Genomic DNA, 26,950 nt, shown 5'->3' on the forward strand with positions numbered 1-26,950 from the left:
GCTGATGAGAGCAAGGATCACGGGGGTCTCCGCGTACCTCCCCGAGCACACCGTGACGAGTGCCGAGGTGGAGGCGCGCGTCGGCCCCTACCGGCCCCATCCCACGATCGTCGAGCGCATGACCGGCATCCGGCGCCGGCACGTGATGCGCGACGACCAGCAGGCGTCCGATCTCGCGGTGGAAGCGGCCGCGAAACTGCTCGCGGAAACGGGCGTGGAACCCGATCTCCTGATCTTCGGATCCGCCTCGCAAGATCTCATCGAACCGGCCACCGCGCACATAGTCGCGGCGAAACTCGGACTCGACTGCCCGGTCTTCGATGTGAAGAACGCCTGCAATTCCTTCCTCAACGCCATGCAGGTCGCCGACGCGCTCATCCGCACCGGGCAGTACCGGCGGGCACTGGTGTGCAGCGGCGAGACGCCGTCCCGCGCCACCCGCTGGGAGGTGCGCGACCGCGCGCAGTTCGTCGACGCGTTCGCCGGCTACACGCTCTCGGACGGCGGCGCGGCGATGCTGCTGGAGGCGGCGCCGGACGGGGGGCTGTTCGAGTTCGGCTTCGACGCGGTCTCGGCGGCCTGGCGGATCGGGACGCTGCCCGCGGGCGGCTCGATGCACCCCCGCGACCCCGAGTACTCCTACTTCTCCGGCGACGGGCGCAAGCTCAAGGATGCCTTCCTCGGCAAGGGCCCCGACCTGTGGCTGGACGCCCTGGACCGGCACGGGCTCACCTGGGGGGACTTCGCGGTCGTCCTCGTCCACCAGGTGACGCTGCCCTACCTGGAGACCCTGCGGGCGGTCCTCGGCATCCCCGCCGACCGGCTCGTGGTGACGCTGCCCGAGCACGGCAACGTCGCCTCGGCGTCGATGCCGCTGCAACTGGCCACAGCCGTCGCCGAAGGACGGCTCTCGCCCGGCGACAAGGTGGCCTTCGTGGGGCTCGCGGGCGGCGTCAGCCTCGGCGTGGCGTTCGCCGAGTGGTCCTGAAGGAAGGCCCCGATTGAAACTCTGGAACGTGCAGCGCGCGTCAGCGCGCGTTCAGCCACGATCAGCGCGAAGCGTGTTCAATTTGTGGATTGTCATCCCCGCCTACAACGAGGAGAAGTCGATCGGCGCGACGCTGCAGCGGCTCGCGCAGCAGACCGATCGCGACTTCACGCTGCTGGTGGTGGACAACGACAGCACCGACCGCACCGCCGAGATCGTGCGCTCCTTCCCCGGCGTCCGGCTCATCTGCGAGGCGCAGAAGGGCACGGGGGCAGCCTCCGACACGGGCTTCCGCCACGCCATCCTCAACGGGGCCACGCACATCGCCCGCACGGACGCCGACTGCCTGCCCGACGACGCCTGGGTGGCGGCCGTCCGGGCCGCCTTCCAGGACGGGCTGCGCATGGTCAGCGGGCCGCTGCGGCCCCGCACGGACGAGTTCCCGCTGAAGTTCTGGGAGCGCCGCCTCCTCCCGGCGGTCGTCCAGATCGCCGCGACCTTCGGGCGGTTCCGTCCGGGCAACCGCGACGCCGCCTACCTGGGCCCGTACGTGATGATGCCGGGCTGCAACATGGCCATCACCGCCGAGCTGTACGAGAAGGCCGGCGGGTTCCCGCGCACCCGCATCGAGGACGTCCACGAGGACCGGGCCCTGGTCAACCGGGTGCGGAAGCTGACCGCCGAGTACGGGCTGCGCAGGAACATGGTCGTCTACGGTTCGGTGCGGCGGCTGCGCGCCTACGGGCTGGTCGGCACCCTCGGCTGGTACGCCGACCACCGCTACACCCCCGAGGTGGTCGACATCCGATGAGCGACTGGGAGCGCCGCCTCTACCTGACCGCCCATCCCTTCGCCTACCCGCTGCTGCGCGGCCTGGCCCGGATCGGCCCCGCCGTGCGGGTGCCCGGCCTGGGGATCGTCGTCAACGACGCCGCGCTCGCCCGCGCGGTGCTGCTGGACGGGGAGGGGTTCCGCAAGGACGGGCCCGGCTCGCCCGGCGACCTGTGGACGCCGATCCTCGGCCCGTCCGTGCTGCTCAACATGGAGGGCGAACCCCACCGGGCGCTGCGCCGCAGGCTCACCGAGCTGTTCACGCCGGCCTCCACCGCCGCGCTGTGCGCCCGGGTCCTGGACGCCCCGCTCAAGACCCTCGCCGGACGGCTGGAGCGCGGCGAGGCCGTCGACCTCGTCCAGACCATGCGGGTCATGGCGGGCGCGGTGATCTGCGAGATCATCGGCCTGCCCGACATCGACGAGGCCGCCTGCCGGGAGATGTTCGAGAGCGGCGAGCGGATCGTCGCGATGGTCAAGCTGCGCACCCGCACGCTGGACCCCGCGCAGGTCGCCCGCGCCCGCGAGGTCCTCGAACCGATCGGGGACGTGGCCGCGCGCACCTTCCACCGCGGCGACGAGACGACCGTCATGGGCCGGATGCGCGCGCTCGGGCTGTCGGAAGGGGAGGCCAGGGGAGCGGCCGGGGCGTTCTTCCTCACCGGTACCGAGACCGTCGCCACCCTCGTCCCCCGCCTGATCGCGCTGCTGCACGACACCGGTGAGCTGGCACGGGTCGCGGCGGACACGTCCCTGCTGGACGCGGCGATCGACGAGGCGATGCGCGTCACCACCCCCACCCCCGTGATGTTGCGCAGCGTCCACGCCGAGAAGGAGATCGGCCCGGTGAAGGCCCGTCCCGGGGACCGGGTGCTGATCGCCACGCACAACTGCTGCCGCGCGCTCGGCCCGTTCGCGTTGGACGGTGCCCCCGGCAAGGCCGAACTGCGGCGGTTGTGGTTCGGCGCGGGTCCGCACTTCTGCATCGGCTACCCGCTGGCCCTGGCGGAGATACGGGCCGTGGCCGAGACGGTGCTGCGCCACGCCCCCGTGAAGGTCGTCTCCCGCCGGGCCGCACGGGGCGTGCTGATCCCCACCTACGCCGAACTCACGATCCAGAAGGCGGCATGAGCCTCGTCACCAGCCTGCTCGACCAAGCCGAACGCACCCCCGAGAAGGCCGCTCTCATCGCGGGCGACGGTACTGCGCTGACCTACGGGGAGCTGCGCAGCCAGGTGCTCGCCGTCCGCGACGGGTTTCTGTCGGCGGGGCTGGCGCCCGGGGACGGCGTGCTGTTCTCCGTCCGTCCCTCCCCGCAGGCGCTTGTGCTGGCGCTCGGTGTGGTCGCGGCGCGGGGCGTCGTGGTCTTCGCCGACCCGGGGGCGGGCCCGGAGATGTTCGAGGCGCGGCTGCGTCTGGCCGCGCCCCGTTGGTCGGCGGCCGAATCGCTGCTGTACGCCGCCAGCAGGATCGGCCCCGTGCGTTCGTTCGCCCGGCGCAAGGGGCTGCTGCTGCCGAATCTCTCCGAGCTGCCGTTGCAGCACGTCTATACGGGACGGTGGCTGCCCGGCGTACCGCGCGGCGCGCACCGCCTGAAGGACTGGCTCCGAGCCTCACCGGACCGGGGCACGGAGGACGCGTCCGACCCTGACGCGCCCGCCGTCGTCATCTTCACCTCCGGGACGACCTCCGCGCCTCGTGCCGTCGTCCACACCCAGGCTTCGCTGGCGGCCGGGTTGGAGCTCTTCCGTTCGCGGGTGCCCCTGGGCCCCGGGGACGTGGTGCACACCGACCAGTTGATGCTCGGCCTCCCCACGCTGATCGCGGGGGCGTGCTGGTCGATGCCGCGGCTGTTCTGCCCGCCGGAGGAGTTCCTGGAGCAGATGGAGGAACGGAAGGCCACCCACACGTTCTGCGTCCCGGTCCACCTCGCCGAGATCCTGGACGCCGCCGAGGACGGGCTGCCGCCGGGACTGCGCCACGTCCTGCTGGGCGCGGCCCCCGCGCCCGCAGGGATCCTGCGCCGCGCCGTGGCCGCCGCCCCGGAGGCCGAGGTGCTGTCGGTGTACGCGATGACCGAGATCGTGCCGGTGGCCGTCGCCTCGGCGCGGGAGAAGCTCGCGCACACCGGCGGCGGCGATCTGCTCGGCGAACCCCTGCCGGGGATCTCGGTACGAGTGGCCGACGACGGCGAGCTGCTCCTGGGCGGTCCCAACCTCTGCAAGGGCTACCTGGGCGACCCCGACCACGCCGAACTGGCCACGGGCGACCTGGCCCGGATGGAGGGCGGGCGCCTGGTGCTGCTCGGGCGCAAGAAGGACATGCTGATCCGCGGCAAGTTCAACCTCTACCCCGGCCTGTACGAACCGGCCATCACGGCGCTGGACGGGGTCCGCGAGGCGGCCATCGTCGGGGTCCCCGAGCCGGAGACGGGGGACGAGGAGGTCGTCCTGGCCGTCGTCGGGACCGTCCCGGAGGGGGAGCTGAGGCGGAGGCTGGGGGAGGTCCTCGACGCCGAGGCGCTGCCCGACCGGATCGTGTACCTGCCGGAGCTGCCCTTCTCCGGCAGGGGCCGCAAACTCGACCGGGCCCTGCTCCGGAGACTCGTGGCTTAGTGCGACAATCCCGGATGGCCCTTTAAAGGGCGATGTATGGGGGATTCCGGGTGAAAGGGTGGAGTCGGTGCGGGTAGCGGTGACGGGCGCGTCGGGCTTCGTCGGGGGAGCGGTCTGCCGGGAGCTGTCCGCGCGGGGCGCCCGGGTGCACGCCTACGGGCGGCGCGAGACCGTCGACCCCGAGCACGTCGGCAAGGCCGCCTACCGCTCCTGGGACCTCAGGAGCGGGCCGCAGGCCGACGCCCCGCGCGTGGACGTGGTGGTGCACTGCGCCGGGACCGTCACCGACTGGGGGCCGGCCGGCGAGTTCTTCGCCGTCAACCTGGAGGGCACCAAGAGCGTCCTGGCGACGTTCCCCGGCGCCCGCTTCGTCCACGTGAGCACCGCGAGCGTCTACGACCCCGAGACGCCGACCGTCATGGCCACCGAGGACCAGGCGCCCGTCCGGCGGTACGTCAACGCCTACGGCGCGTCCAAGGCCGCCGCGGAGCGGGCCGTCCTGAACTCGGGCGCCGAGAGCGTCGTCCTGCGCCCGCACGCCGTCTACGGCCCCGGCGACACCACGCTGCTGCCGCGCGTCCTGGGGTCCGTCCGGGGGCCGGTGCTGGTCGCCGTCGGGACCGGGCGCCAGCTCGTCAGCCTGACCGGCGTCGGCAACCTCGTCCAGGCCTGCCTGCTGGCGTGCGAGTCGGACGTGACGGGGGTCTACAACGTCGCCGACGCCGAGCCGCTGGAGCTCGACGCCGCGCTGGCGATGATCCTGGCCGAGCGCGGGATCCGCGCCCGGCGCGTCTACCTGCCGCTGCGGCCCGTGCTGCCGGTGGCCGCGACCGTCGAGGGGGCGTTCCTGCTGGCGGGAAGCAGGAGGCCGCCGAGGCTCACCCGGTACGCGCTGGGGCATCTGGCCGTGGAGCGCACCCTGGACCTCTCGGCGGCCCGCAGGTTCCTGGGCTACCGGCCGGAGCCGACGTCCTTCGCCGGCGCGGCCTCCTGGTAGCGGTCCTCAGCCGTCCTCGGGGAGGTCCTCGAGCAGGTCGTCGAACTCGCCGTCCTTGACGCCCAGGACGAAGGCGTCCCACTCGGCCTGCGTGAAGTACAGGACGGGCCCCTCGGGCTCCTTGGCGTCCTTCATCACGATGGCCTGCTCGCCGGGAAGGAAGATCTTGTTGTCCTTGCGGATCTCGTCGGGTACCTCTTCGGCAGGGATGAACTCGATGATCACGCCGTCCTCGCCGTCACCGTAGATCTCGGTGCGGCGCTGCGGCTGCTCGTGAAGAGAGTGTTCGCGCACCTCGCCAGAGTAACCGTCAGAAGCCGGCGAGCAGGCGGTTCGCCACCACTTCCAGCCTGACCTGGATCTCCTCCGCGGTGGTGCGCCCGCGCAGCAGCTCGATCATCTCCATCGCCCAGACGCTGCCCAGGGCGCGCACCAGGTCGCGCTGCTCCTCGGTGGCGGTCTCCGCCACGCCCATCACGCGCAGCATCATGCCGGTCACCCGGGCGCCGAAGTCGGTCTTGACCTCCGCGAGGATCAGCGAGCGGGTCAGCGCGTCGGCCAGCTCCGGCTCGCGCATGAGGCCGCGGGTGGCCCGCATCAGCAGCTCGGTGGCGCTGACGGCGGGGCCCGCGGAGGCGGGAGGGCGGCGCTGCATGCTCTTCTCGAGCAGGTCGAGCTCCTCGCTGACCACCGCGACGACCAGGTCCATCTTGGACGGGAAGTAGCGGTAGAGGGTGCCCAGGGCGACGCCGGCGCGCTCGGCGACGGTGCGCATCTGCATCGCCTCCACGCCGCCTCGCGAGGCGAGGGCGGCGGCGGCCTGCACGATGCGCCTGCGGCGCTGGTGCTGGCTGCGGGAACGGGTCGGAGATTCGGTCTGCTCTGCGGTCATTCGGTGATGTCCCCGGTCAGCCTGGCCGGCCCCGCCGGACCAGGAAGTGGTGGGCCAAGCCTAGCGCTTTCACGAGAACCTGTTATCTCGAAGCGGGCGCCTCAGGGAGTGAGTTCTACCGCAACCACCATCGGATATGTCGCTCTCTGGACAGTAACTAGAATGTGTTCTAGTTTGCCTCTCGGGGTTGTCTTCGACGGGCTCGGGGAGGAGGCGTGGACGTGGTCGCCACCGCGCGCACCGGCCGGGTCCGGCCAGTTCCGGCCGCCACGGGCCGCGTCCGGAGCTGGGCGAAGGCGTCCGCGGACCGCCTGGACCGCCCGGCGGGAGGGCGCGGTGCGCCCCCGGCCGGAACCGGCCGCCGGGCCCGCACGAGGACCCCGTCCCCGCCCGCTCCCGAGATCGTGTTCCAGTCGGAAGGACGGCCATGAACTTCACCCTCGATGAGGACCAGCAGCAACTTCAGGCACTGGCGGCGGGGCTGCTGGCCAAGGAAGCGGGCCAGGAGCGGCTGGAGGCCGCCGAGAAGTCCCCGGAGCCCTACGACCCCGCGCTGTGGCGGGCCTTCGCGCAGGCGGGCCTGCTCGGCGTCACCCTGCCGGAGGCCGCGGGCGGCGCGGGGCTCGGCGCGATCGAGTACACGGTGCTGCTGCGCGAACTGGGCAAGGCGGTCGCGCCGATCCCGGTGTACGGGTCGCTGGCCGCCGCCGCCGTCATCGGCGCGCACGGCGACGCGGAGCAGATCGCCGCGCTCGCCCCGCTCGCGTCGGGGGACCTGGTGCTGACGGTCGCGCCCCGGATCCTGCGCGAGATCACCGAGGACGGCGGGAGGCTGACCGGCGTCGCGGCGTTCGTACCGTTCGCCGAGCAGGCCGAGAGCGTCCTCGTCCCGGTCGGCGAGGACGCCTACCTGGTGCGGATCGCCGACGCGAAGGTCACCGCGCAGCCGTCGGCGTCCGCCGAACCGCTCTCGCGGGTCGAGCTGGCGGGTGCCCCGGGCGTGAAGGTCGGCTCCGGAGCCGCCGCCACGCTGCGGCGCTACGTCACCATGGGCGCGGTCGCCGTCGCCTCGGGCGCCGCCGAGGGCGCGCTGAAGCTGACCACCGAGTACATCAAGACGCGCGAGCAGTTCGAGCGCAAGCTGGCCCAGTTCCAGGCCGTCACGATGCAGATCAGCGACGTCTACATCGCCAAGCTGGCCCTGGAGGTGAGCGTCCTGGCGGCCGCCTGGCGGCTGGCCAACGACCGCGCGGACACCGACGAGGTGCTGGCGATCGCCGCCTACAACGCCACGGACCCGGTGGTGAAGGCGCTGTACACCTGCCAGCACCTGCACGGCGGCATCGGCCTGGACGTCACCTACCCGCTGCACCGCCACTTCTACTGGATCAAGCAGTGCAGCCACATCCTGGGCGGCCCCGAGTCCCAGCTGGACGCGCTCGGCGCGCTCGTGCGCGACCCCGCGCCGCAGGACGAGAGCACCCCCGAGACCGACGGGCTGCTGATCGACCTCACCGACGAGCAGAAGGCACTGCGCGCCGAGCTGCGCGAGTACTTCACCAACTGCCTGACGGCCGAGGAGCGCGAGCGCATCGACGCCGACCCGTTCGGCGAGGCCTACATCGAGCACACCCGCAAGCTCGGCCGCGACGGCATGCTCGGCGTCGCGTTCCCCGAGGAGTACGGCGGCCGCGGGTACGGGCCGATGGAGCAGCAGATCTTCGCCAACGAGATCGCCCGCGCCCAGGTGACCTACCCGCTCATCACCCTCAACTCCGTCGCGCCGACCATCATCCACCACGGCACCGAGGAGCAGAAGGCGTTCTACCTGCCCAAGATCCTCGCCGGGGAGTGCCACTTCGCGATCGGCTACTCCGAGCCGGGCGCCGGCACGGACCTGGCGTCGCTGCGCACCAGCGCGGTGCTGGACGGCGACCACTACGTCGTCAACGGCCAGAAGATCTTCACCTCCGGCGCGCACACCTCCGACTACGTCTGGCTGGCCGCGCGCACGTCCGACGAGGGCTCCAAGCACAAGGGCATCACGATGCTCATCGTGGACTGCAAGGACCCCGGCTACTCCTGGACGCCCATCGTCACGATGGACGGCAGGCACCACACCAACTCCACCTACTTCCAGGACGTCCGCGTCCCGGTGGAGAACGTCATCGGCCAGGTCGGCAGGGGCTGGGACCTCATCGTCGACCAGCTCAACCACGAGCGCGTCACGCTCGGCCCGGCCGGGAACATCGGCGGCCGCTTCGAGAAGTTCGCCCGCTGGGCCCGCGAGACCGGCATGCTCGACGAGCCGGGCGTGGCCCGCGAGCTCGGCCGCGTCTACGCCTACTACCGGGTCAACGAGCTGCTCAACTGGCAGGTCGCCGCCAACGCCTCCCTGGGCTGGCTGGCCGCCGCCGACGCCTCGGCCACCAAGGTCTACGGCTCGGAGCGCATGCAGGACGTGGGCCGCATCGTCGCCGAGGTCCTGGCCCGCCACGGCGACCCCGGCGACCCGGAGACCGCCGCCCAGATGGACCAGATCGACCACCTGGTGAAGGGCGCGCTGGTGCTCACCTTCGGCGGCGGCGTCAACGAGGTCCAGCGCGAGATCATCGGAATGCTGGGCCTGGGCCTGCCCCGCGCTCCCAGGTAGCGGGACGCCCCGCCGGAGACGGCGGGGCTTGCGGATAGAAGGGTCGCATGCACGAAGAACTGGTACGGACGGCCGAGCGCCTCGCCGCCCTGGGAGAGCAGCCCGCGCCCGAGCCCCCGGACGCGGTGAACGCCGCCATGATCCGGAACTGGACGCAGGCGCTCGGCGACACCCGCGACTGGGGCGACGAGGCGCCGCCCGCCATGGCCCAGGTCTGGTCCATGCAGGGCCTGAGCGACGCCGCGAAGGACTCGCCCGCCGCGGAGGTCCTGCGGCTGCTCGACGCCGGCGGCTACACGGGCGTGCTCGGCACCAACTGCGAGCACGCCTACGACCGCCCCGCCCGGCTCGGGGAGCGCCTGCGCGCGACCATGCGCCTCGGCGACGTCGTCGGCCCCAAGCGCACCGCGATGGGCGAGGGCTACTTCGTCACCTGGTACGAGAGCTGGTACGCCGGGGACGAGCGCGTCGCCGAGATGCTCTTCCGGATCCTGAAGTTCCGCCCGGCCGCGTCTCCGCCGAGCCCCCCGGCGAAGACGCCCGCCGCCGCGCCCGTCCCGGCGAGCGACTGGCCGCCGCTGACGATCCCGCTGACCCCCACGTTCGTCATCTCCACCGCCATCGCCACCCGCGACTTCACCCCCGTCCACCACGACGTGGCCCTGGCCCGCGCCCAGGGCTCCCAGGACATCTTCCTCAACATCCTCACCACCATGGGCCTCATCCAGCGCTACGCCCTCGAGGCCCGTCCCGACGCCGTCCTCGCGGGCATCAAGATCCGCCTGGGCGTCCCCGCCTACGCCGGGGACGCCCTCACCCTGACCGCCACCCGTGACGGCGACGCCCTCGAGGTCCTCGGCACGGTCAGTCTCGGTACCCATGTGAAGGCCGCCGTGACCTTCCGCTGAAAGACCCGCCGCGCCCGTGCCGACTCCCCCCGTCCAGGGAAGGAATCCCCTGGTCGGGGGATGAGGGGACGCGGTGTACACGCTGCGGGATCGGGGGCGGGAGCTGGCCGTGGCGGCCTGGAGGTCGGGCCGCCGGCAGCGGGCCCGGCTGCTGGTGGACGGGGAGCCGGTCGGAGACCGGGTGGTCGGGCCGCTGCGGACCGCGGTGTTCGAGCTCGGGAGGGCGGCGGACGAGCGGGCCCGGGGCGGGGCCGTGCGGCAGCGGGTGCGGGTGCGGTTCCTGTGGGGCGGGCGGGTGTGGGCCTGCGACCTGGTGGAGACCCCGGTGAAGCGGAGGCGGCGCGGGTCCGTCGTGACGGGGTTCGTGCCGCCGGAGGGGACGCTCGTCCACCGGCGGCACGCGTTCCAGGAGCGGCATCCGAACGTCTACGCGCTGCGGCACGTGGTGAACGAGGTGGTCGTGGTCACCGCGGCGCTGCTGGGACTCAGCGCGCTGGTCACCGCCTTCTTCGAACGGCTGGTGCCCAGGATCGACTGGTCGTGGCTGCCGGAGTTCCGGCTGCCGGACTGGGACCTGCCGGACATGCCGGATGTGGATCTCGACTGGCTGAACTACGCGATCCCGCTCCTCGTCGCGCTGATCATCGCGCTGCGGGAGGTCGGGCGCCGCCGCAGGCGCCGGGAGCGCGAACGGCGCTTCACCGAGGAGCGCGGGGAGGGCGGACGCGACGGGTGTTAGGGCCGCCCGCCCCTTCGTGCCGGGCGGGTCAGCCGTACCACCTGACGGCCCACTCGCGGTCGATCTCCTTCTGGTCGGGGAGGGGCTCGGTGCGCTCCAGGACGGGCTGTGTGGCGATGGTGTCCTCCAGCCGGACGTGCTCGGGGAGGGTCTTCCAGCGGTCGTCGCTCATACCTCCATCCTGCCCGATCGTTACCCGATCGGGCAGAGGGGAGTGATTCGGGAACCTGGCGGTTATTCTTGGAGTATGCATTCCATTAATGAGGGAGTGGCCCGCTACACGCTGCGCGACCGCGGGCGCGAGCTGGTCGTGGAGGCGTGGGAGGCGGACGGGAGGCAGCACGCCCGGCTGCTGGTGGACGGGGAGGCCGTCGGGGAGAAGGCCGTCGGGGTGCTGGAGGACGCCAAGTTCGACCTCGGGGAGGTGGACGAGGAGGGCAAGGCCGTCCAGCAGCAGGTGAAGGCGGGGTTCTGGTGGGGCGGCAAGGTGCGGGAGTGCATCCTGCAGGACGTGCGCGCGGGCGACGAGGAACTGCGGAAGCGGACCCTGAAGACGCCGTTCGTGCCGCCGGAGGGGACGCGGGCCCGCAGGCGGTACGAGATGCGGGAGCGGCACCCGAACCTCTACGCCATGCGGCACGTCGCGCTCGAGGGGCTCGCGATCGTGGTGGGCTTCCTGGGGATCGGCGCGCTCCTGTCGGCGTTCTTCGGCCGGCTGCTGCCGAGCATCGACTGGTCGTGGCTCCCGGACCTGCCCGACCTGCCCGACCTGGACCCGCCGGACTGGCTGCGCTACCTGAGTCCGGGCTACTGGATCCGCCGGCTCTGGCCCGACGACTGGAGGCTGCCGGACATCGACCTGTCCTTCCTGCCCGACTGGGACTTCGGCTGGCTCAAGTACGTCATCCCCCTCCTGATCGCCCTGGGCGTCGGACTCCAGGAGACCGAACGCCGCCGCAAGCGCCGCGAGCGGGAGCGGCGCTTCGAGCGGCCCGGCACCCGCCCGGAAGGCGAAGTCCGACCGGAAGGGGGCGCGCCGGTGGCGGACGACGTGCGAACGGCGGACGATGCTCCGACGACGGGTGACGCGCGGTCGGCGGGCGACGCGTTGACGGCGGATGATGCTCCGACGGCTGGAGACGCGCGGGCGGAGGACGGCGCGCAAGCGGAGAAATGACGCGCGGGCGGGAGTCGTACGGGCGGGAGGCCTGCGAGCGGGTGGCGTGCGGGCGGGGACGGCGCGCAAGCGGAGAAATGACGTGCGCGCGGTGGACGGGGCACGGGGGGAGAGGACGGCGCGCAAGCGGAGGAATGATGTGCGGGCGGGACCCGGGGTGCGGGAACGGGCGGCTCACGGGGCGGCGGTTAGGGTGGGACGGTGCGAACGGTCGATCCAGCGAAGCACGCGGCACGACGCGGGCAGATCCTCGACGCGGCCGCGGGGGTCTTCGCGGTCAAGGGGTTCGAGGCGGCGACCGTGGCGGAGATCTGCCGGGCGGCGGGCGTGGGCTCCGGCACGCTCTTCCATTACTTTCCCGACAAGGCCACCGTCTTCCGGGCGATCTTCCAGGAGGACCACGAGCGCATCCTCGCCGAGCTCGCCGCCCTCGACGACACCGATCCGGTCGCCGGGTTCTGGGCGATCGTCGACCTGCTGGCCCGGGACGCCGCCGAGCCGGCGGCGGGCGGGCTGGTCATCGCGCTGCTCGGCAGGCTCCCCATGGACCCGCGGCTCGCCACCGTCCTCGTGGCCGCGGAGGAGGCGGTGCTGGCCCGGCTCACCGGGTTCCTCACCCGGCTCCAGAAGGAGGGCGGGGTCGATCCGGACCTGCCCGCCGAGCACGCCGCCCGCTGGGTCAGCTCGATCATCGACGGGCTCTACCTGCGCTGCGGCGATCCCGGGTTCGACGCGGAGCGGGAGCTGCGCACGCTGCGCACCGTCCTGACCCGTTTCCTGTTCCGTTAACTTGGCGGGTATGACCGGCGGGAAAGCCAAAAAACACCCCATCTGGGACATGGCGTTGTTCGCCGTGCTCGCCGCCCCCATCGTCGCCACGCTGCCGGACCGGCCGGCGGAGCTCTGGACGCAGGGCGCGGGGCTGGCCGGTCTGGCGCTGGCGGTCGGGATCTCCCGGAGGCTGCCCGCGGCGGCGCTGGCCATCGGCCTGTCGCTGACGGCCCTGCACGGCAACTTCGTCTTCGGCGCCCCCGTCTTCGCCTGCCTGGCCGGTCTGCGGATGGAGCGGACCAGGCCCGTCGCTCGGGCGCTCGCCGCGGTGTTCGCGGGCGGGGCGCTGCTGAACGTGGTGCGGGGCGTCGAGGTGACCACCTGGTTCCCGCTGACCGTCTGGCTGGTGCTGCTGGGCGTGCTGCCGTGGCTGGCGGGGCGCTGCTGGCGGCAGTACACCGAGCTGGTGGCCGCCGGATGGCAGCGGGCCGAGCAGCTCGAACGCGAGCAGCGGATCATCGGGGAGCGGGAACGGCTGCGGGAACGTTCCCGCATCGCCGAGGACATGCACGACGCGCTCGGCCACGAGCTGAGCCTCCTCGCGCTGCGCGCCGCCGCCCTGGAGGTCGCGCCGGAGCTGCCGGAGCGCTACCAGAACTCCGCCCGCGAGCTGCGGGAGGGCACGGCCTCGGCCACCGAGCGGCTCCAGCAGATCATCGGGGTGCTGCGGGAGGAGCCGGAGGCGGCGCGCACCCGCCCCGCGGGCGAGACGGTCGCCGACCTCGTGGAACGGGCACGTTCCTCCGGCATGGCCGTGGACCTGGCCGAGACGGGCGGGCCCGCCCCGCTGCTGGCCGATCTGGCCGCGCACCGGCTCGTCCAGGAGGCGCTCACCAACGCGACCAAGCACGCCCCGGGCGCGCCGGTGCGCGTCCGGCTGAGCCGGGAGTCCGGCGAGACACGCGTCGAGGTCGTCAACGGGCCTCCTCCGGCCGGGCCGCTGCCGGGCGCGCCGGGAGGGCGGCTCGGGCTGATGCGGCTGCGGGAACGGGTCCAGCTGACGGGCGGGACCTTCGAGGCGGGCCCCACCGGCGAGGGGGGCTTCGCCGTCCGCGCCTGGGTGCCGCACGCCGCCGCCCCCGTCGCGGGGCGCCCGGACTCCGAGTCGGCGGCCCACCTGGCGTCCGGGCGGCGCAGGGTGCGGCGCGGGCTGGCCGCGGCCGTCGCCGTCCCGGCGGTGCTCCTGGCCCTCCTCGGTGCGATCATGGCGGCGTACCACCTGTACGTCACCTACGCCTCGGTGCTGTCGCCCGCGGACTACCGCCGGGTCGAGCTCGGCCGGACGCCCGGCGAGCTCGACCCGCTGCTGCCGTCCCGGCAGGCGCCGCTCCCCGAGGGCGAACGGCGTCCGGGCTGCCGCTACTACCACGTGCGCGCCGAACCGCTCGGCGGCGGCGACGTCCACCGGCTCTGCTTCACCGGCGGGCGGCTCACGTCCAAGCAGACCCTGCGAGAGGGAGAACGTTGATCCGGATACTGCTCGCCGACGACGAGCCGCTGATCAGGGCCGGAGTCCGCGCGATCCTGGCCGCGGACCCGGAGCTCGTCGTCGTCGCGGAGGCGTCCGACGGGCACGAGGCGGTCGCGCGGACCCTGGAGCACCGCCCCGACGTGATACTGCTCGACATCCGCATGCCGCGCATGGACGGCCTGGAGACCGTCGCGGAGCTGCGCCGGGTCGCGCCGTCCACCGCCGTGGTGATGCTGACGACGTTCTCCGAGGACGCCTACATCGCCCGCGCCCTGGCCGACGGCGCGGACGGCTTCCTGCTGAAGACCGGCGACCCGAAGGAGCTGCTCACCGGCGTCCGCGCCGTTGCCGAGGGCGGCGTCTGCCTGGCCCCGAAGGTCGCCCGCCGCGTGGTGAGGGAGCTCGCGGGAGACCGCCTGAACCGGGGCGCCGCCGCCCGCGAACGGCTGGAGCGGCTGACCCCCCGGGAACGCGAGGTGCTGGCGCTGCTCGGCGAGGGCCTGTCGAACGCTGAGATCGCCCGGCGCCTCCACCTGGTCGAGGGCACCGTGAAGATGCACGTCAGCTCGATCCTCGTCCGGCTGGAGGCGTCCAACCGCGTCCGCGCCGCGATCATCGCGCACGAAGCGGGCCTGATCTAAGCCGCCCGTGGGCGGAACTTCGATCGGGGGCGTGCAGGAGCCGGTGCCGGGAACGGGTGAGGTCTCCGGGAGGGAGCGGGCAGGTGTGGCGGAGGACCGGGCCAGGGTAGGTGTTGATCTGCCGGGCGGGCTTCGTCGGCGGTGGTGATGAGGGGATGAGCGTCGTGCAGGACGCGAGTGGCGGCGATACCGTTCAGGAGACGGATCTGCACCCGGTCTTCGCCTGCGGACCGCACGGCCGGCATGCCGAGCAGCCCGTGGACGACGGCCAGGGCTGAGATGGGGGAGAAGAACGCAGAGGTCCCGCAGGGCGGGCTGAGTTCGGCGGAGGCGGCCGCGCGCCGTGCCGCCGGGCTCTCCAACGACGCAGGGCGGCGCACCAGCCGCAGTGTCGGGGAGATCCTGCGCGCCAACGTCCTCACCCGCTTCAACGCGCTGATCGGCTCCCTGTTCGTCCTGGTGATGGTCTTCGGCCAGTGGCAGGACGGGCTGTTCGGCGTGGTCGCCCTGGCCAACACCGTGATCGGCGTCTCCCAGGAGCTGCGCGCCAAGCACACGCTCGACCGCCTGGCGGTGGTCGGCGAGCAGCGGGTCCGGGTGGTGAGGGACGGGCGGCGGGTGGAGGTGCCGCAGGACGGGGTGGTGCTCGGCGACCTGATCCTGGTGGAGTCCGGGGACCGCATCGTGGTGGACGGCCCGGTGGCGGTCTCGCGCTCGCTGGAGCTCGACGAGTCACTGCTCACGGGGGAGGCGGACCCCGTCCCCAAGGAGCCGGGCGACGAGGTGCGCTCAGGCGGTTTCGTGGTGGCGGGCGGCGGCGCCTACACGGCGGCGGCGGTCGGCCGCGACGCCTACGCGGCGCGGTTGTCCGAGGAGGCGAGCCGGTTCACGCGGACGCACTCGGAGCTGCTGGAGGGCATCGACCGGTTCCTGCGCGGCGTCACCTGGCTGCTGGTGCCGGTGGGGGTGCTGCTGGCGGCCAGCCAGCTCCTTTCCGCCGACGACCTGTCCGAGGCGGTGGTCGGCGCCGTTGCGGGAGTGGTCACCATGGTGCCCGAGGGGCTGGTGCTGATGACCGGCATCGCCTTCGCGGTGGGGGTGGTGCGGCTGGGCCGGCGGCGCTGCCTGGTGCAGGAGCTCCCCGCGATCGAGGTCCTGGCCCGGGTCGACGTGCTGTGCGTCGACAAGACCGGCACGCTCACCGAGCCGGGCATGGATCTGGAGCGGATCATCCGGCTCGGGCGTGAGCTGCCGGTGGACGCCGCGCTGCGCGCGCTCGTCGCCGCCGACCCCTCTCCCAACCGCACGCTGCGCGCCGTCGCGGACGGGCTGGGCGCAGGGCCGGGCGGCTGGTCCGCCCGGCGCACCGTCCCTTTCTCCAGCGCCCGCAAATGGAGCGGCGCGTCCTTCGGCGAGCACGGTGACTGGCTCCTCGGCGCGCCCGATGTCCTGCTGCCCCGCGGGGAGGCGCGCGAGGAGGCCGAGCGGCTCGGCGCCACGGGGCTGCGCATGCTGGCTCTGGCCAAGGCCCCCGCCGGCGGCCTGGCGGAGCTGGAGGGCGGCGCAGAGACCGTTCTGGAGCCCGCCGCGTTGATCGTGCTGGCTCAGCGTCCGCGGCCCGAGGCGCGCGAAGCCCTGCGGTACTTCGCCGAGCAGGGGGTGGCGGTGAAGGTCCTGTCCGGTGACGAACCGGCGAGCGTCGGGGCGATCGCGTCGGTGCTGGGCCTGCACGGCGCGGACCGCCCGTGCGACGCGCGCGACCTGACCGCGGCGGATCTCGGCGGCGCCCTGGAGGAGCGCTCGGTGTTCGGCCGTGTCACACCGCGTCAGAAGCAGGAGATGGTGCGGGCTCTCCAGGCGCGGGGGCACACCGTGGCGATGACGGGCGACGGCGTCAACGACGTCCTGGCGCTGAAAGACGCCGATCTCGGCGTCGCGATGGGCTCGGGCAGCGGGGCGACGCGGGCGGTGGCCCAGCTCGTGCTGCTGGACGACGACTTCACCGCTCTGCCTCAGGTGGTCCTGGAGGGGAGGCGGGTGCTCGGCAACATCGAACGGGTCGCCAACCTGTTCCTCACCAAAACGGTGTACGCGATCCTGCTGTCGGTGCTGGTCGGGCTGGTCAGCGTGCCGTTCCCCTTCCTTCCCCGCCATCTGACGCTGATCAGCGCGCTGACCATCGGAATACCCGCGTTCTTTCTGGCGCTGGCGCCCAACCGCGAGCGGGCGAGGCCGGGGTTCGTGCCCCGGGTGCTGAGTTTCGCGGTGCCCGCGGGGCTGGCCTGCGGGGTGGCGACCTTCGCCGGATACCTCCTGGCCGTGGACCGGCCGCACACGGTCTTCGCCGAGAACAGGACCACCGCCACACTCGCGCTGTTCCTGCTGGCCCTGTGGGTGCTGGTGCTGATCGCCCGCCCGCTCACCCGGTGGAAGGTCCTCCTTATCGCCGCGATGGGGCTGTGCTTCGCGGCGGTGGTGGCCGACGCCCCGCTGCGCCGCTTCTTCGCCCTCCACCTCGGCGACCCCCGCAACGACGCGGTGGCCGCGTTGATCGCGGTGGCGACGGGCGCCGTCCTCTGGCTGGCGCTGCGGCAGGACTGGTACGGCCGCGCCACCGGCCTGCTGGCGGAGATCCGGTCAGCCGCGCGGAAGGGCGCCGCCCGGGACGCCGATGACGAGCCGAGCAGGAAGGGGAGCGGCCGATGACTTCGGTGTCCGCCCGGTCAGGGGCCATGCGGTCCGCCACCAAAGCCGTGTCTAGGGGGAGACGATGCTCCAGAACTGACCGGGCGAGGTGCTGCAAGGCTCAAGGTCGACGGTGGGCCTGCCGGGCACGTCCAGGCACTGGTTGCTGTAGACGTAGCTCGCTATCCGGAAGGTCCCCGGCGGTTCGGCGGACACCTGCAACCGCCAGATGTCCCGGCCTCCCGTGGACCAGCAGTCGTACACGCCCACCACGGTCTTGATCCCCGTGCCCGCGCCGCTGATGCATTTCTGGTCGACGAGGCTGAAGATCCGCGATTCGAAGCAGAAGGGGTCGGCGCACATCTGGCTCCACCTCTGCCGGGGGCCGTCGCTGCAGGGCGCGATGTACGCCCTCTCGTTCGTGGTCTTCTCGGGGCGGGAGAGGCATTCCCCGGTCGCGTAGTTCTTGATCATGACGTTGCGGATCGGCAGGGCGGAGGCCGGTGCGCCGACGGCGGAGAGGGCCGTCAGGGCTCCGGCGACCATGGTGAGGAGAAGCACCACACGCGGGAGTGCTGAGCGGCGGGTTTTTCGCTCTGTGAGCATTTTTCCTTCCCCTTTCTTCGGATGGGGGAAGGCTAAGGAGAGGCGAAAACGGCCTGCCAGGGAACAGAGTCCCGGGTCAGGGGAATGCCGTCCTGATTTTCGGGACCGTGTCCTGGGCATCGGGACACGGTCCCGGGGCGCCGCCTGCGACGGGCGTCGCATGGTCTCAGGCGTCTCGTGCCTTGAGGAGGCGGAGTCCGGCCAGGGCGGCGGCGGCCGTCCAGGCGAGGACGATCAGGAGCGCGACGGCCAGGGGGTACTCGCCGGTGTCACCGCTCATGAAGTGGTCGCCGGCGGTGCTCGGGAAGAAGTCGGCGGCGGGGCTGCCGGCCGCGCCGAGCATGAGGGGCAGCAGCATGAGCAGCACGAAGAGCGCGGTGAGGGTCGTCGCGGTGCTGCGCAGCACCAGGGCCAGCCCGGCGGTGAGGACGCCGCCCGCCGCCGAGTAGACGCCCATCGCGAACGCGTCGTAGGCCAGGCCGTCCAGGGTGCCCCAGTCGCCGAGAAGGGGCCTGGCGGCGAGCGCGCCGAGCAGGCACATCGCGGCGCCCGCGACGAACATGACGGGCGCGAGGACCGCCGCCTTGGCCGCCAGGACCCGCCCGCGGACGGGCACGGCCTGCAGCGTCCAGCCGATGCTCCGGTTGGCGTACTCGGAGGTGACCGTGAGGATCGCCACGGTGAACAGCACGAGCTGCATCATGGCGAACGACTCGATCGCGATGGCGCCCGCCGTCGTCACTCCGGTGTCGTCCGTGGTGATCTCGTTGGTGTTGTTGTTCTCGTGGGCGATGCCCAGCTGGGCGCTGACCATCATCATGAGGACGGCCGAGGCCGCCAGGGTCCCCCAGGTGGAGCGGACCGACCACGACTTCGTCCATTCGGCGGCGACCGCCGCGCGCAGTTCCGGCATCATCGGGCGGCTCCGTATTCGACGGCGTGCTCGGTCAGTTCCATGTACTTCTGCTCCAGGGACACCTCGTTCTCCCGCAGCGCGTGCAGCCGGACGCCCAGCTCGTACGCCAGGTCCCCGACCTGCCGCGTCGTGACGCCGGGAACGCGCAGCTCGTCGCGCGAGACGGCCCGCGCCCCCGGCAGCCGCGCCTCCAGCGCCGCCATCCCCGCCGGGTCCGGGCAGACCGCCGAGACGGAGCTCCCGCCCGCGATCAGCTCGCGCATGGGCGTGTCGGTGATGAGCCGCCCCCTGCCGATGACGACGAGCTGGTCGGCGGTCAGCTGCATCTCGCTCATCAGGTGGCTGGACAGGAAGACGGTCCGCCCCTCGGCGGCCAGCGACCGCATGAGCTGGCGGACCCACCGCACGCCGTCCGGGTCGAGCCCGTTGACGGGTTCGTCGAACAGCAGCACCGGCGGGTCGCCCAGCAGCGCGGCGGCGATCCCGAACCGCTGGCTCATCCCGAGCGACAGCCCCCCGGCCCGCCGCCGCGCGGCCTTGCCCATGCCGACGGTCTCCAGCACCTCGTCCACCCGCCGGACGGGGATGCGGTTGCTGCGCGCCAGCGCCAGCAGGTGCGCCCTGACGCTCCTGCCCGGGTGCACGGCCTTGGCGTCCAGCAGCGCCCCGACCTCCCGCAGCGGCCACCGGAGGTCGGCGTACCGCCGCCCGCCGATTAGCGCCTGCCCCGAGGTGGGCAGGTCGAGCCCCACGACCATGCGCATGGTCGTGCTCTTGCCTGCCCCGTTGGGCCCCAGGAACCCGGTGACCTTCCCGGCCCTGACCTCCAGGTCCAGGCCGTCCACGGCGGTCAGCTCCCCGTAACGCTTGGTCAGATTCCGCAAAGTGATCATTTCGCCTCCGTCTCCCCGGTGAATCTAGGGATCGGGGGGTGCCGGGAACCTGTACCGGAAGGCAGCGGCGACCCCCGACTTTCGTCAGGGGCGGGCCCGGTCGGCACCAGAAGAAGCGGATTCATAGTGAATTCTGATGACCGGATGGTTTAACTGGTGGCATGGATGATCCTTTCGCCGAAGCCGGTGCCGCCGCGGCCCCGCTGGAACTCGTGCTCCGGGCCGCGGGCCCCTACCTCGACGGCCTGCCGGACCGCAGGGTGCACGACCGGTCCGCCGACGCGCTGCTCGCCGAACTCGACGGACCGCTCCCCGACCGGGGCGACGGTGCCCTGGCGAGCGTCGAGCGGCTGCTGGAGATCGGTACGCGGGCCGCGACCCACTCCTCGGGCCCCCGGTTCTTCCACCTGGTGGTGGGCGGCTCCACCCCTGCGGCCATGGCCGGGGACTGGACCACCTCCCTGCTCGACCAGGCCGGCGGGATGTGGGTCGCCTCCCCGCTGGCGGCACAGGTGGAGACGACCGTGCTGCGGTGGCTGAAGGACCTCTTCGGGATCCCCCTCTCCTACGGCGGCGTGCTCACTCCCAGTGCGACGCTCGCGCACGTCACCGGCCTGGCGTGCGCGCGGACCTGGTGGGGCGAGCGCCACGGGGTCGACGTGGCCTCCCAGGGCCTGGCGGGGCTGCCGCCGATGCCCGTCTTCAGCAGCGGCCTGGTGCACCCGAGCACACGCAAGGCACTGCAGATCCTCGGCCACGGCCGCGACACCCTGCGCACGTTCGCCCGTGACGACATCGGCCGGATCGACCTGGCGGCGCTGGAAGCGGCCCTGGCCGGTCTCGACGGCGCACCCGCGGTCATCGTCGGCAACGTGGGCGATGTCCACGGCGGTGACAGCGACCCCATCACCGACCTGGCCGACCTGGCCGCCCGGTACGGCTGCTGGCTGCACGTCGACGCGGCGTTCGGCATGTTCGCCGCACTGTCGCCCCGCACCTCGCACATGACCGCCGGCGTGGAGCGGGCGGATTCGATCACCGCGGACGGCCACAAATGGCTGAACGTCCCCTACGAGAGCGGCTTCTCGTTCATCCGCGACCCCGCGCTGCAGCCCCGGGCCTTCGGCGACTGGGGAGTCCCCTACCTGCCGGAGGCCGGAGGCGACCAGGTCAACTACAACACCCTGGGCCCCGAGTCGTCGCGCAGAGCACGGGCCCTTCCGATCTGGGCGACGCTCAGGGCCTACGGCCGGGACGGCTACCGCGAAATGGTCGAGCGCCACCTCGACGTCGCCGCCCACCTGGGCGTTCTGATCGAACAGGACCCCGACCTGGAACTCCTGGCCCCGGTACGCCTGAACATCGTGTGCTTCCGCTACCGCCCCGCAGGAGTGCCCGAGGACCGCCTGAACGACCTGAACACCCGCCTTGGAGAAGCCCTCCTCGCCGACGGCCGCGTCTACGCGGGAACCTCCACCTACCGCGGCATGAAGGTCTTCCGTCCCGCCATCGTCAACTGGCGCACCACCCCCGCCGACGTGGAGCTCCTCCTCCAGGTGCTCCACGAACTGGGTCCTACTCTCGTCCGAGAACCATGACCGGGTCATCGATCTCGATCCGGCCGGGGCGGACGACCTCGGCGTAGCAGCCGAAGCAGGCCGCGCGCCCGAAACCCGGCACCTCCGTACGGTGGTGCCGGGCGAGGGTGCGCATGAGCGCCCGGTCTTCGGGGACCGGGCCGTGGGAGAGGGAGGGGACGACGCATCGGGGCGTCGGCACCGTGACCTCGACGACCGCCTCGGGGCCGAGGGAGATCCGCTGCCCCGGTTCGGGGTCCTCGTCGAGGTCGATGACGAGGTTGGGCCGGAAGCGGCTCGTGTCGATCTCGGCGCCGTGCTCCGAGCGCAGCCTCGCCAGCGTGCCCGTCGTGACGATGTGGAGGGCGCCGAAGTCGTGGAACCGGCCGTCGCCGGAACCGTCGCGAAGGGCCACCGTCTCCTCGCCGCCGGGCTCGGCGCCGGCGGCCCACTCCGGGATCATGCCCGGCTCGTCGGGCCACCGGTGACGGCGGGACGCCCCCGGCGGCGCGGTGCGCGACAGACGCACCGGACGACCGAGGAACGCGGTGACGGCCGCGTCGGCCTCCGGGCTTCCGGCGAAGGCCGGCGTACCGCCCGGCACCGCGATGACGACCCGGCCCGAGGCGGCCTCCTGCCGGGCGCCGACCGTCAGCAGGCCCGCCCACAGGCGCGGCTGCTTGGCGCTGCCCACGGTGCCGTCCGCGTCGAGGCACACCCAGGTCCGGTCTCCGGCCAGGCCGTGCTCGCCGAGCTCGACTTCGCGGAGGCGCTCAGCTCCGGCGGACTTGAGGGGATAGCGGCGGATGTCCAGAACCCGATGCATTGCAGTGATTTTAGAAGAACGACGGACGCCTGTGGTGGAAGACTGGCCGCCGTGGAGATCACATCAGGGGAGGAACTGCGCTCCCGGCTCGTCGAAGCCGCCGACAAGGCACCCCTTCCCCCGGCCGCTCACCAGGCGCTGGGGCTGCTGCGCCCATCGCTCTCCCTCACCCCCGCGGAGGGGGAGGGGAGCGGCGGAACCCGCTTCGGCGGCCTGCCCCCGCTCCCCGCAGAGGCCGAGTGGCCGACCTTCGACGGCCGCCCCCTGACCTTCCTGGCGCAGCTCGACTGCGCAGCCCTGCACCCGCTCCTCGGTGACGACTGGCCCCTCCCGCATGACGGACTGCTGCTGTTCTTCCACGACGACACCTTCGCCGACTTCCAAGGCTCCGACGCACACGTCCTGCACGTGCCGGGCGATGCCCCCGAACGTCCCGCCCCTCCGGAAACGGCCGTGATCCCCGTCCTTCCGCTCAGCGCGGCACGCACCCTGTCGCTCCCGCCCTCTTATGCCGCCGTGGTCGCCGACTTCCTGGACGACTACGACCTCATCGAGGCCATGGACGCCGTCGCCGCGCTGCACGCGGTCCTTCCCCAGATCGACTACCGGGTACTGGGCTGGCACGACAACGGAATGCTCGCCAAGGATGACTTCTCCCTGCTCCAGCTGGAGGCCGTGCCCGGCGTCGACTGGGGCGAGGCCGTCAACGTCGCGTTCTGGATCACCGGAGAGGACCTCGCCGCGGGCCGCCTGGACCGCGCCGCCACGATCGTCGAGGTCGCCTGAGCCCCCGAAAGGACGACCGCACATGCCGAATCACCGCCACCTGACGGAGTTCGCCGGTCTGCCGGCCATCGACTTCCCGTCCGTGGAGGCGCTGGAGTTCAAGCTGCTGCGCGCCCGGTACGAAGCGAGGGAGGAAGGCCGCCCCGAACCCGAGCGACTGCCTCCGGACGAGGGCCTCGTGGCGGCGAAGGCCGAACCGGGCGCGTACGCCTGGCGGCTGCGGCTGGAGAGCAGTCAGGGCGAGGAGTGCTTCCGCGACCAGCTCGACCGCTTCATCGACGAGATCGACACCACGGTGGTCACCGCGCTGCTCATCGGTGACTGCTGGAACCCCGCCCTGGCCCAGGACGACGTCGACGGCGTGCGCGACCTGCTGGTCGACCGCGCCGCGGCGTTCCCCGCGCTGACCGCGCTGTTCTTCGGCGAGATCCTCGAGCAGGAGAGCGGGCGCATCTCCTGGATCGCGCCGACCGACGTCTCACCGCTCCTGGCGGCCTTCCCCGGGTTGAGCGAATTCGTTGTCCGCGGCGGCGACGTCATGGTCTTCGGGACGGCCGACGGCGGGAAGCGGACCTACCGGCTCGCCTGGAACACACCTCGTCACGACCGCCTGCGCCGCCTGACGCTGCAGACCCACCGGCTCGACCCCGCCGTGGCACGCGGCGTCCTGGCCTGCGAACTCCCGGCGCTGGAGCACCTGGAGCTCTACCTCGGCGCGGAGGACGGCGACGGCCCCTCACCCGAGGACCTGGCGCCGCTGCTGACGGGCGTGCCCTTCCCCGCGCTGCGCTCCCTCGGCCTGCGCAACGCCCAGGACACCGACGCCCTGGTCGCCGCCCTGGCGGACGCCCCCCTCACCGGCCGCCTGACCGCGCTCGACCTGTCCCTGGGCACCCTCGGCGACAAGGGCGCCCAGATCCTGCTCGACGCCCCGGTCTATCGAGGTCTGGAGCACCTCGACCTGCACCACCACTACCTGTCCGAGGCCATGGCCGACCGGCTCCACGCCCATTTCACCGCCGCGGGAGTCGCCGTCGACCTCGGTGACCGCCAGGAACTCGAGGAATGGGACGACGAGGACGATGAGGAGGAATATGAGGACGAGTCCCGTTACCCGGCGATCCCCGTGTGACCCCGGGATTTGCACCCTGCCCGGAAACCGGGGAACCGGATGAACGAGAAGCCGCACGCGAGCCTGCCCGCACTCAAGGCCAAGCTGGAGCTGGCACTGCGGACGGAGGCGGAGCACGGTTTCGGGATCATCTTCGAGCAGCCCCGACAGCTGGAGGACATCCCAGACCTCCCTCACGGGGTGATCGAGGTGTTCCGCCTGTTCTACCGCCTGGGCGGTGACTACTTCTGCTTCAAGCAGCCCGACGCGCTCCAGAGCCGCCGAGTTTGGGCGGCCAGGGACCCCGACCCGCACTGCCCGCTCGGCTCCCCGCTCGAGATCGGCTACGAGCGCTATGGGATACCGGCGGACGTCCTGGAGAGCATCGAAGGTGGCGCCCCCATCCGCCTGGACGTCCATGACGGCAGTGTTTATTACGTCGACCCCGACGACTACATCTTCATGTACAAGAACGTCGAGGTCGAACAGATCGACAGCGAGGACTTCGCGGACGACATCATCACGTTCTTCGACCACCACGTCCTCGGCGAGGGCTACCCCCGCTTCGTCGAGGCCGTCCTGGGCCCCCGCGCCGCCACCGCACGCGACCGCCGAGGACGGCACAAGGACAGCTGGACGCGCCTCCTGGAAGCAAGCGGCCTCCTCACCCCTTCGTCATCGGAGAAAGGAGGAGCAACGTGCGGGCTCCACCCCTGAACGGCCCACACCAGATCTGTCCGCACCCCGTTCACAGGTGATCACGGAGCCGATAAGGGCGTTCGGGACCCTGGAGTTCTTGGAGGGCTACGGAAGAGGCAGCGGACCCCAGCTTTTGGAGGACTTCCACCGGCCCGATATAGATCTCGCCGGGAGAAGGGCGCAGTCCCGCGATGAGGCACTCACGGTTGCCCCGGAAGACGGCGAAGGCGCCGCCCGCCAAAGGCTCCAGTTCTCGTCCACTGAAGACATCCCATTGTCGGGCGTCACCCGATCTCGGCGAGGCGACCAACCGGGGCCTGCCCTCCGCCATCACCAGTTCGATGTTGCTGATCCATTGTTGCGGGGGACCCGTCGTCACAGGTCGGCTTACAAGGTTGCCGGTGGCGGCATCCCGGCAGTAGATGGGATCTCCGCCGTAACACTCGGCCACGAGCAACCGACCGTCCGGCAAGAGCAGTGACGCGAACTTGGCCGCATCCGTACCCGCCGCAATGGTCTGACCGACCTGTCTTCCGGAAGCGGCGTCCCATCGGACGATGGTTTCGTCTTCGGCACCCGAAACAATGATCGTGGTGTTGTTCGGGAGCTCGACGACCTCGACCGAGGAGACCGAGTACTTATGGCCGTGCAAGGGCCGGCCGACCGGCTCACCGGTCGCGGCGTCCCACCGCAGCACATCGCAGCAGTAGCCCGCACCGGCAAAGAAGCTCCGCCCGTCGGGGAGACGGCCCACCCCGAGAGATTGGACTTTCACATCCCAGCGAGAGCCACTGATCTCACCGGATAGCGGAGCGCATCGGAGCCGTCCGGTCGCGGCATCCCAGATTCCGATGCCGCGCCGTGTCGCCGCGGCCAGAACTGCGGACCCTTCCCCTGTATCGGCGAATACCAGGTCGAAGCAGCCGACGTCGCCCAGCTCGGCCTGCCAGAGAACCTGACCGGTCGACGCGTCCCAGCAGCCGATCCTTCCGGGCCTGGCGCCCGCCAGCAGAGGCCGACCGCCACCGGACGGCACGAAGTACTGCACGGCCATCAATCCCTTGCCTGGAAGCATGACCCGCACCGGTGCGTCCACGCGTCCTCCTCGGCAAGGGACCGGCCGCCAGCATCTCACCCCGGCCGGTGAGATTCCGAAGGGCATGATGTCCGAACACTCGGCTTTGCGGGCAGCCGGTCACCGTCACTGCTCCACGCCGTCTCTGATCTTGGTCGGGGACGGCCTCGGAGAGCTCCGCCGCGTCAGGTTCTGAGTCGTGCCCAGACGACCTTCCCGCCCGAGGCCAGTGGGGTGACACCGCAGGCGGCGGACAGTGCGGTGACGATGGTCAGCCCCCAGCCGCCGTTGTCGTCGAAGTTCTCCTCGCTGAGGTCCAGGTCGTCGGGGCCCGGTTCGACGAGAGGTCCCGGCGCGCGGGGAAGGCCGGGGCAGGGGTCGGCGACCCCGATCGTCACGCCGTCTCCGCCGCGGCGGCAGTGGACGGTGATGCGTCGTCCGGCGGGCGTGACCGCGACGGCGTTGGCGACCAGCTCCGCCAGGACCAGGTGGGCGTCGTACCGGGCGTCGCCGTCCAGCCGCCACGTGATCAGCCGCTGCTCGACCAGACTCCAGGCCAGCCCCACACAGGCCGGGGAAGCCACCATGGGCATCCGCAGCTCGTCTCCGACTGCCGGAGGACTACTTGAGGGCCCGATGGCATCGGCTCCGTGAACAGGGCTGCCGCCCGTACTCGCAGGCCCGGGGGTTCGATCCCCGCCCGGGTGAGCGCGCCTCGGCAAGTGCTGGTTCATGAGGACACCATCCGACGCTCGGTCGCTCGTCGTACCGGGCTCGTTCGCCTTGCCGCGACGGCGGAAACCGGCAGGGGCGTTCGCAGTATCGTCGTCATACCTCTCCTGTGAGGGGTGGAGCCGCGCGGCCGGACCAGGCTGGGAATCCGAACTCCGGTCGCGCGGCGGCCTCCGTTCGAGCGGTGCCACGCTTTTCGGCCGGGACCCGAGGGCGGGTGCGGCGGTTCGGGAAGCACCGCTCAAGCTGCTTTTGCTTAAGCAAAAGACATGTTGCCTGTGGCTGCGAGTCGGGTCAATAT

At 72.0% G+C, this 26,950-nt stretch carries 27 protein-coding genes and 1 pseudogene; 19 read left to right on the forward strand and 9 right to left on the reverse strand.

What is annotated here, in order from left to right; genetic code table 11:
- Window positions 1-4: 4 nt before the first annotated feature.
- The 5 genes from C2865_RS18225 to C2865_RS18245 all read left to right on the forward strand — a co-directional run bounded on the left by C2865_RS18225 (window position 5) and on the right by C2865_RS18245 (window position 5,431).
- Entirely contained in the window at window positions 5-988 is a 984-nt protein-coding gene (locus C2865_RS18225) for a 3-oxoacyl-ACP synthase III family protein (protein WP_106399685.1), read from the forward strand.
- A gap of 73 nt (window positions 989-1,061) precedes the next feature.
- Window positions 1,062-1,799 carry a glycosyltransferase family 2 protein gene (locus C2865_RS18230; protein WP_269802726.1) on the forward strand — a complete coding sequence of 246 codons (738 nt, stop codon included), beginning with the start codon at window positions 1,062-1,064 and terminating at the stop codon, window positions 1,797-1,799.
- Complete coding sequence (locus tag C2865_RS18235) at window positions 1,796-2,950, forward strand: cytochrome P450 (protein WP_106399686.1); 1,155 nt, start codon at window positions 1,796-1,798, stop codon at window positions 2,948-2,950. Before C2865_RS18230 ends, C2865_RS18235 begins: the two co-directional genes overlap by 4 nt.
- Complete coding sequence (locus C2865_RS18240) at window positions 2,947-4,434, forward strand: class I adenylate-forming enzyme family protein (protein ID WP_106399687.1); 1,488 nt, start codon at window positions 2,947-2,949, stop codon at window positions 4,432-4,434. Before C2865_RS18235 ends, C2865_RS18240 begins: the two co-directional genes overlap by 4 nt.
- Before the next feature lie 67 nt (window positions 4,435-4,501).
- Entirely contained in the window at window positions 4,502-5,431 is a 930-nt protein-coding gene (locus C2865_RS18245; RefSeq protein WP_106400048.1) for an NAD-dependent epimerase/dehydratase family protein, read from the forward strand.
- Between the two features lie 6 nt (window positions 5,432-5,437).
- On the opposite strand, the gene C2865_RS40810 is transcribed toward C2865_RS18245, so the two are convergent.
- Together C2865_RS40810 and C2865_RS18255 are read right to left on the reverse strand one after the other, a co-directional pair.
- Entirely contained in the window at window positions 5,438-5,725 is a 288-nt protein-coding gene (locus C2865_RS40810) for a DUF397 domain-containing protein (protein WP_232835686.1), read from the reverse strand.
- Between the two features lie 16 nt (window positions 5,726-5,741).
- Complete coding sequence (locus C2865_RS18255; protein WP_106399688.1) at window positions 5,742-6,323, reverse strand: TetR family transcriptional regulator; 582 nt, start codon at window positions 6,321-6,323, stop codon at window positions 5,742-5,744.
- Window positions 6,324-6,750: 427 nt separating this feature from the next.
- On the opposite strand from C2865_RS18255, the pseudogene C2865_RS40050 reads away from it, so the two are divergent.
- The 4 genes and pseudogenes from C2865_RS40050 to C2865_RS18270 all read left to right on the forward strand — a co-directional run.
- A pseudogene (locus tag C2865_RS40050) lies at window positions 6,751-7,734 on the forward strand (acyl-CoA dehydrogenase family protein); the annotation flags it as partial.
- A gap of 87 nt (window positions 7,735-7,821) precedes the next feature.
- Entirely contained in the window at window positions 7,822-8,976 is a 1,155-nt protein-coding gene (locus C2865_RS40055) for an acyl-CoA dehydrogenase family protein (protein WP_198653455.1), read from the forward strand.
- Between the two features lie 47 nt (window positions 8,977-9,023).
- Window positions 9,024-9,884, forward strand: coding sequence for a hotdog family protein (locus C2865_RS40815; protein ID WP_106399690.1), 861 nt, complete (start codon window positions 9,024-9,026; stop codon window positions 9,882-9,884).
- 73 nt (window positions 9,885-9,957) lie between these two features.
- Window positions 9,958-10,623 carry a hypothetical protein gene (locus C2865_RS18270; RefSeq protein WP_106399691.1) on the forward strand — a complete coding sequence of 222 codons (666 nt, stop codon included), beginning with the start codon at window positions 9,958-9,960 and terminating at the stop codon, window positions 10,621-10,623.
- A 28-nt stretch (window positions 10,624-10,651) separates the two neighbouring features.
- On the opposite strand, the gene C2865_RS39465 is transcribed toward C2865_RS18270, so the two are convergent.
- Window positions 10,652-10,795 (reverse strand): hypothetical protein, encoded by a 144-nt coding sequence (locus C2865_RS39465; RefSeq protein WP_157963787.1) that lies wholly within the window; start codon window positions 10,793-10,795, stop codon window positions 10,652-10,654.
- 75 nt (window positions 10,796-10,870) lie between these two features.
- On the opposite strand from C2865_RS39465, the gene C2865_RS18275 reads away from it, so the two are divergent.
- The 6 genes from C2865_RS18275 (at window position 10,871) to C2865_RS18295 (ending at window position 17,449) form a co-directional block, all read left to right on the forward strand.
- Window positions 10,871-11,800 (forward strand): hypothetical protein, encoded by a 930-nt coding sequence (locus C2865_RS18275; protein WP_157963788.1) that lies wholly within the window; start codon window positions 10,871-10,873, stop codon window positions 11,798-11,800.
- Between the two features lie 201 nt (window positions 11,801-12,001).
- A complete protein-coding gene (locus C2865_RS39470; RefSeq protein WP_157963789.1) occupies window positions 12,002-12,589 on the forward strand; it encodes a TetR/AcrR family transcriptional regulator in 588 nt (195 codons plus the stop codon).
- Between the two features lie 10 nt (window positions 12,590-12,599).
- Window positions 12,600-14,099 carry a sensor histidine kinase gene (locus C2865_RS18285; protein WP_106399693.1) on the forward strand — a complete coding sequence of 500 codons (1,500 nt, stop codon included), beginning with the start codon at window positions 12,600-12,602 and terminating at the stop codon, window positions 14,097-14,099.
- Window positions 14,096-14,743, forward strand: coding sequence for a response regulator (locus C2865_RS18290; RefSeq protein WP_106399694.1), 648 nt, complete (start codon window positions 14,096-14,098; stop codon window positions 14,741-14,743). The genes C2865_RS18285 and C2865_RS18290 overlap by 4 nt, the downstream gene beginning before the upstream one ends.
- A 155-nt stretch (window positions 14,744-14,898) precedes the next feature.
- Entirely contained in the window at window positions 14,899-15,021 is a 123-nt protein-coding gene (locus C2865_RS41450; RefSeq protein WP_269802727.1) for a hypothetical protein, read from the forward strand.
- A gap of 1 nt (window position 15,022) precedes the next feature.
- Entirely contained in the window at window positions 15,023-17,449 is a 2,427-nt protein-coding gene (locus tag C2865_RS18295) for an HAD-IC family P-type ATPase (RefSeq protein ID WP_106399695.1), read from the forward strand.
- A gap of 51 nt (window positions 17,450-17,500) precedes the next feature.
- On the opposite strand, the gene C2865_RS18300 is transcribed toward C2865_RS18295, so the two are convergent.
- From C2865_RS18300 to C2865_RS18310, 3 genes are all read right to left on the reverse strand, one after another.
- Complete coding sequence (locus tag C2865_RS18300) at window positions 17,501-17,992, reverse strand: RICIN domain-containing protein (protein ID WP_157963790.1); 492 nt, start codon at window positions 17,990-17,992, stop codon at window positions 17,501-17,503.
- Window positions 17,993-18,200: 208 nt separating this feature from the next.
- Window positions 18,201-18,950, reverse strand: coding sequence for an ABC transporter permease (locus tag C2865_RS18305; protein ID WP_106399697.1), 750 nt, complete (start codon window positions 18,948-18,950; stop codon window positions 18,201-18,203).
- Window positions 18,947-19,843 (reverse strand): ATP-binding cassette domain-containing protein, encoded by an 897-nt coding sequence (locus C2865_RS18310; protein ID WP_106399698.1) that lies wholly within the window; start codon window positions 19,841-19,843, stop codon window positions 18,947-18,949. Before C2865_RS18310 ends, C2865_RS18305 begins: the two co-directional genes overlap by 4 nt.
- A 161-nt stretch (window positions 19,844-20,004) precedes the next feature.
- On the opposite strand from C2865_RS18310, the gene C2865_RS18315 reads away from it, so the two are divergent.
- Entirely contained in the window at window positions 20,005-21,441 is a 1,437-nt protein-coding gene (locus C2865_RS18315; RefSeq protein ID WP_106399699.1) for a pyridoxal phosphate-dependent decarboxylase family protein, read from the forward strand.
- On the opposite strand, the gene C2865_RS18320 is transcribed toward C2865_RS18315, so the two are convergent.
- Window positions 21,419-22,246: an MOSC domain-containing protein gene (locus C2865_RS18320; protein ID WP_106399700.1), complete on the reverse strand. Its 828-nt coding sequence runs from the start codon at window positions 22,244-22,246 to the stop codon at window positions 21,419-21,421. The two genes, C2865_RS18315 and C2865_RS18320, sit on opposite strands and share 23 nt — an antisense overlap.
- 51 nt (window positions 22,247-22,297) lie before the next feature.
- On the opposite strand from C2865_RS18320, the gene C2865_RS18325 reads away from it, so the two are divergent.
- From C2865_RS18325 to C2865_RS18335, 3 genes are read left to right on the forward strand one after another with little or no spacing between them, the layout of a single operon-like run.
- On the forward strand, window positions 22,298-23,032 hold the full coding sequence (locus tag C2865_RS18325; RefSeq protein ID WP_157963791.1) for a DUF1963 domain-containing protein: 735 nt from the start codon (window positions 22,298-22,300) through the stop codon (window positions 23,030-23,032).
- 22 nt (window positions 23,033-23,054) lie between these two features.
- On the forward strand, window positions 23,055-24,164 hold the full coding sequence (locus C2865_RS18330; RefSeq protein WP_106399702.1) for an STM4015 family protein: 1,110 nt from the start codon (window positions 23,055-23,057) through the stop codon (window positions 24,162-24,164).
- Between the two features lie 39 nt (window positions 24,165-24,203).
- Complete coding sequence (locus tag C2865_RS18335; RefSeq protein WP_106399703.1) at window positions 24,204-24,860, forward strand: hypothetical protein; 657 nt, start codon at window positions 24,204-24,206, stop codon at window positions 24,858-24,860.
- A 31-nt stretch (window positions 24,861-24,891) separates the two neighbouring features.
- Here the strand turns inward: C2865_RS18335 and C2865_RS18340 are convergent, their stop codons facing one another.
- Both C2865_RS18340 and C2865_RS18345 read right to left on the reverse strand, forming a co-directional pair.
- Window positions 24,892-25,938: a WD40 repeat domain-containing protein gene (locus tag C2865_RS18340; RefSeq protein ID WP_157963792.1), complete on the reverse strand. Its 1,047-nt coding sequence runs from the start codon at window positions 25,936-25,938 to the stop codon at window positions 24,892-24,894.
- Between the two features lie 164 nt (window positions 25,939-26,102).
- Entirely contained in the window at window positions 26,103-26,510 is a 408-nt protein-coding gene (locus tag C2865_RS18345) for an ATP-binding protein (protein WP_157963793.1), read from the reverse strand.
- Between the last annotated feature and the right edge of the window lie 440 nt (window positions 26,511-26,950).

This window comes from Actinocorallia populi, from assembly GCF_002995495.1.
GTDB classification, from domain to species: domain Bacteria; phylum Actinomycetota; class Actinomycetes; order Streptosporangiales; family Streptosporangiaceae; genus Actinocorallia; species Actinocorallia populi.

Bases quoted from the DNA above. Each gene is read 5' to 3' on its own strand.
- C2865_RS18225 (WP_106399685.1), top strand. From the start codon at position 5: ATGAGAGCAAGGATCACGGGGGTCTCCGCGTACCTCCCCGAGCACACC.
- C2865_RS18235 (WP_106399686.1), top strand. From the start codon at position 1,796: ATGAGCGACTGGGAGCGCCGCCTCTACCTGACCGCCCATCCCTTCGCC.
- C2865_RS18240 (WP_106399687.1), top strand. From the start codon at position 2,947: ATGAGCCTCGTCACCAGCCTGCTCGACCAAGCCGAACGCACCCCCGAG.
- C2865_RS18255 (WP_106399688.1), bottom strand. From the start codon at position 6,323: ATGACCGCAGAGCAGACCGAATCTCCGACCCGTTCCCGCAGCCAGCAC.
- C2865_RS40815 (WP_106399690.1), top strand. From the start codon at position 9,024: ATGCACGAAGAACTGGTACGGACGGCCGAGCGCCTCGCCGCCCTGGGA.
- C2865_RS39465 (WP_157963787.1), bottom strand. From the start codon at position 10,795: ATGAGCGACGACCGCTGGAAGACCCTCCCCGAGCACGTCCGGCTGGAG.
- C2865_RS18275 (WP_157963788.1), top strand. From the start codon at position 10,871: ATGCATTCCATTAATGAGGGAGTGGCCCGCTACACGCTGCGCGACCGC.
- C2865_RS18285 (WP_106399693.1), top strand. From the start codon at position 12,600: ATGACCGGCGGGAAAGCCAAAAAACACCCCATCTGGGACATGGCGTTG.
- C2865_RS41450 (WP_269802727.1), top strand. From the start codon at position 14,899: ATGAGCGTCGTGCAGGACGCGAGTGGCGGCGATACCGTTCAGGAGACG.
- C2865_RS18295 (WP_106399695.1), top strand. From the start codon at position 15,023: ATGGGGGAGAAGAACGCAGAGGTCCCGCAGGGCGGGCTGAGTTCGGCG.
- C2865_RS18305 (WP_106399697.1), bottom strand. From the start codon at position 18,950: ATGATGCCGGAACTGCGCGCGGCGGTCGCCGCCGAATGGACGAAGTCG.
- C2865_RS18310 (WP_106399698.1), bottom strand. From the start codon at position 19,843: ATGATCACTTTGCGGAATCTGACCAAGCGTTACGGGGAGCTGACCGCC.
- C2865_RS18315 (WP_106399699.1), top strand. From the start codon at position 20,005: ATGGATGATCCTTTCGCCGAAGCCGGTGCCGCCGCGGCCCCGCTGGAA.
- C2865_RS18320 (WP_106399700.1), bottom strand. From the start codon at position 22,246: ATGCATCGGGTTCTGGACATCCGCCGCTATCCCCTCAAGTCCGCCGGA.
- C2865_RS18330 (WP_106399702.1), top strand. From the start codon at position 23,055: ATGCCGAATCACCGCCACCTGACGGAGTTCGCCGGTCTGCCGGCCATC.
- C2865_RS18335 (WP_106399703.1), top strand. From the start codon at position 24,204: ATGAACGAGAAGCCGCACGCGAGCCTGCCCGCACTCAAGGCCAAGCTG.
- C2865_RS18345 (WP_157963793.1), bottom strand. From the start codon at position 26,510: ATGCCCATGGTGGCTTCCCCGGCCTGTGTGGGGCTGGCCTGGAGTCTG.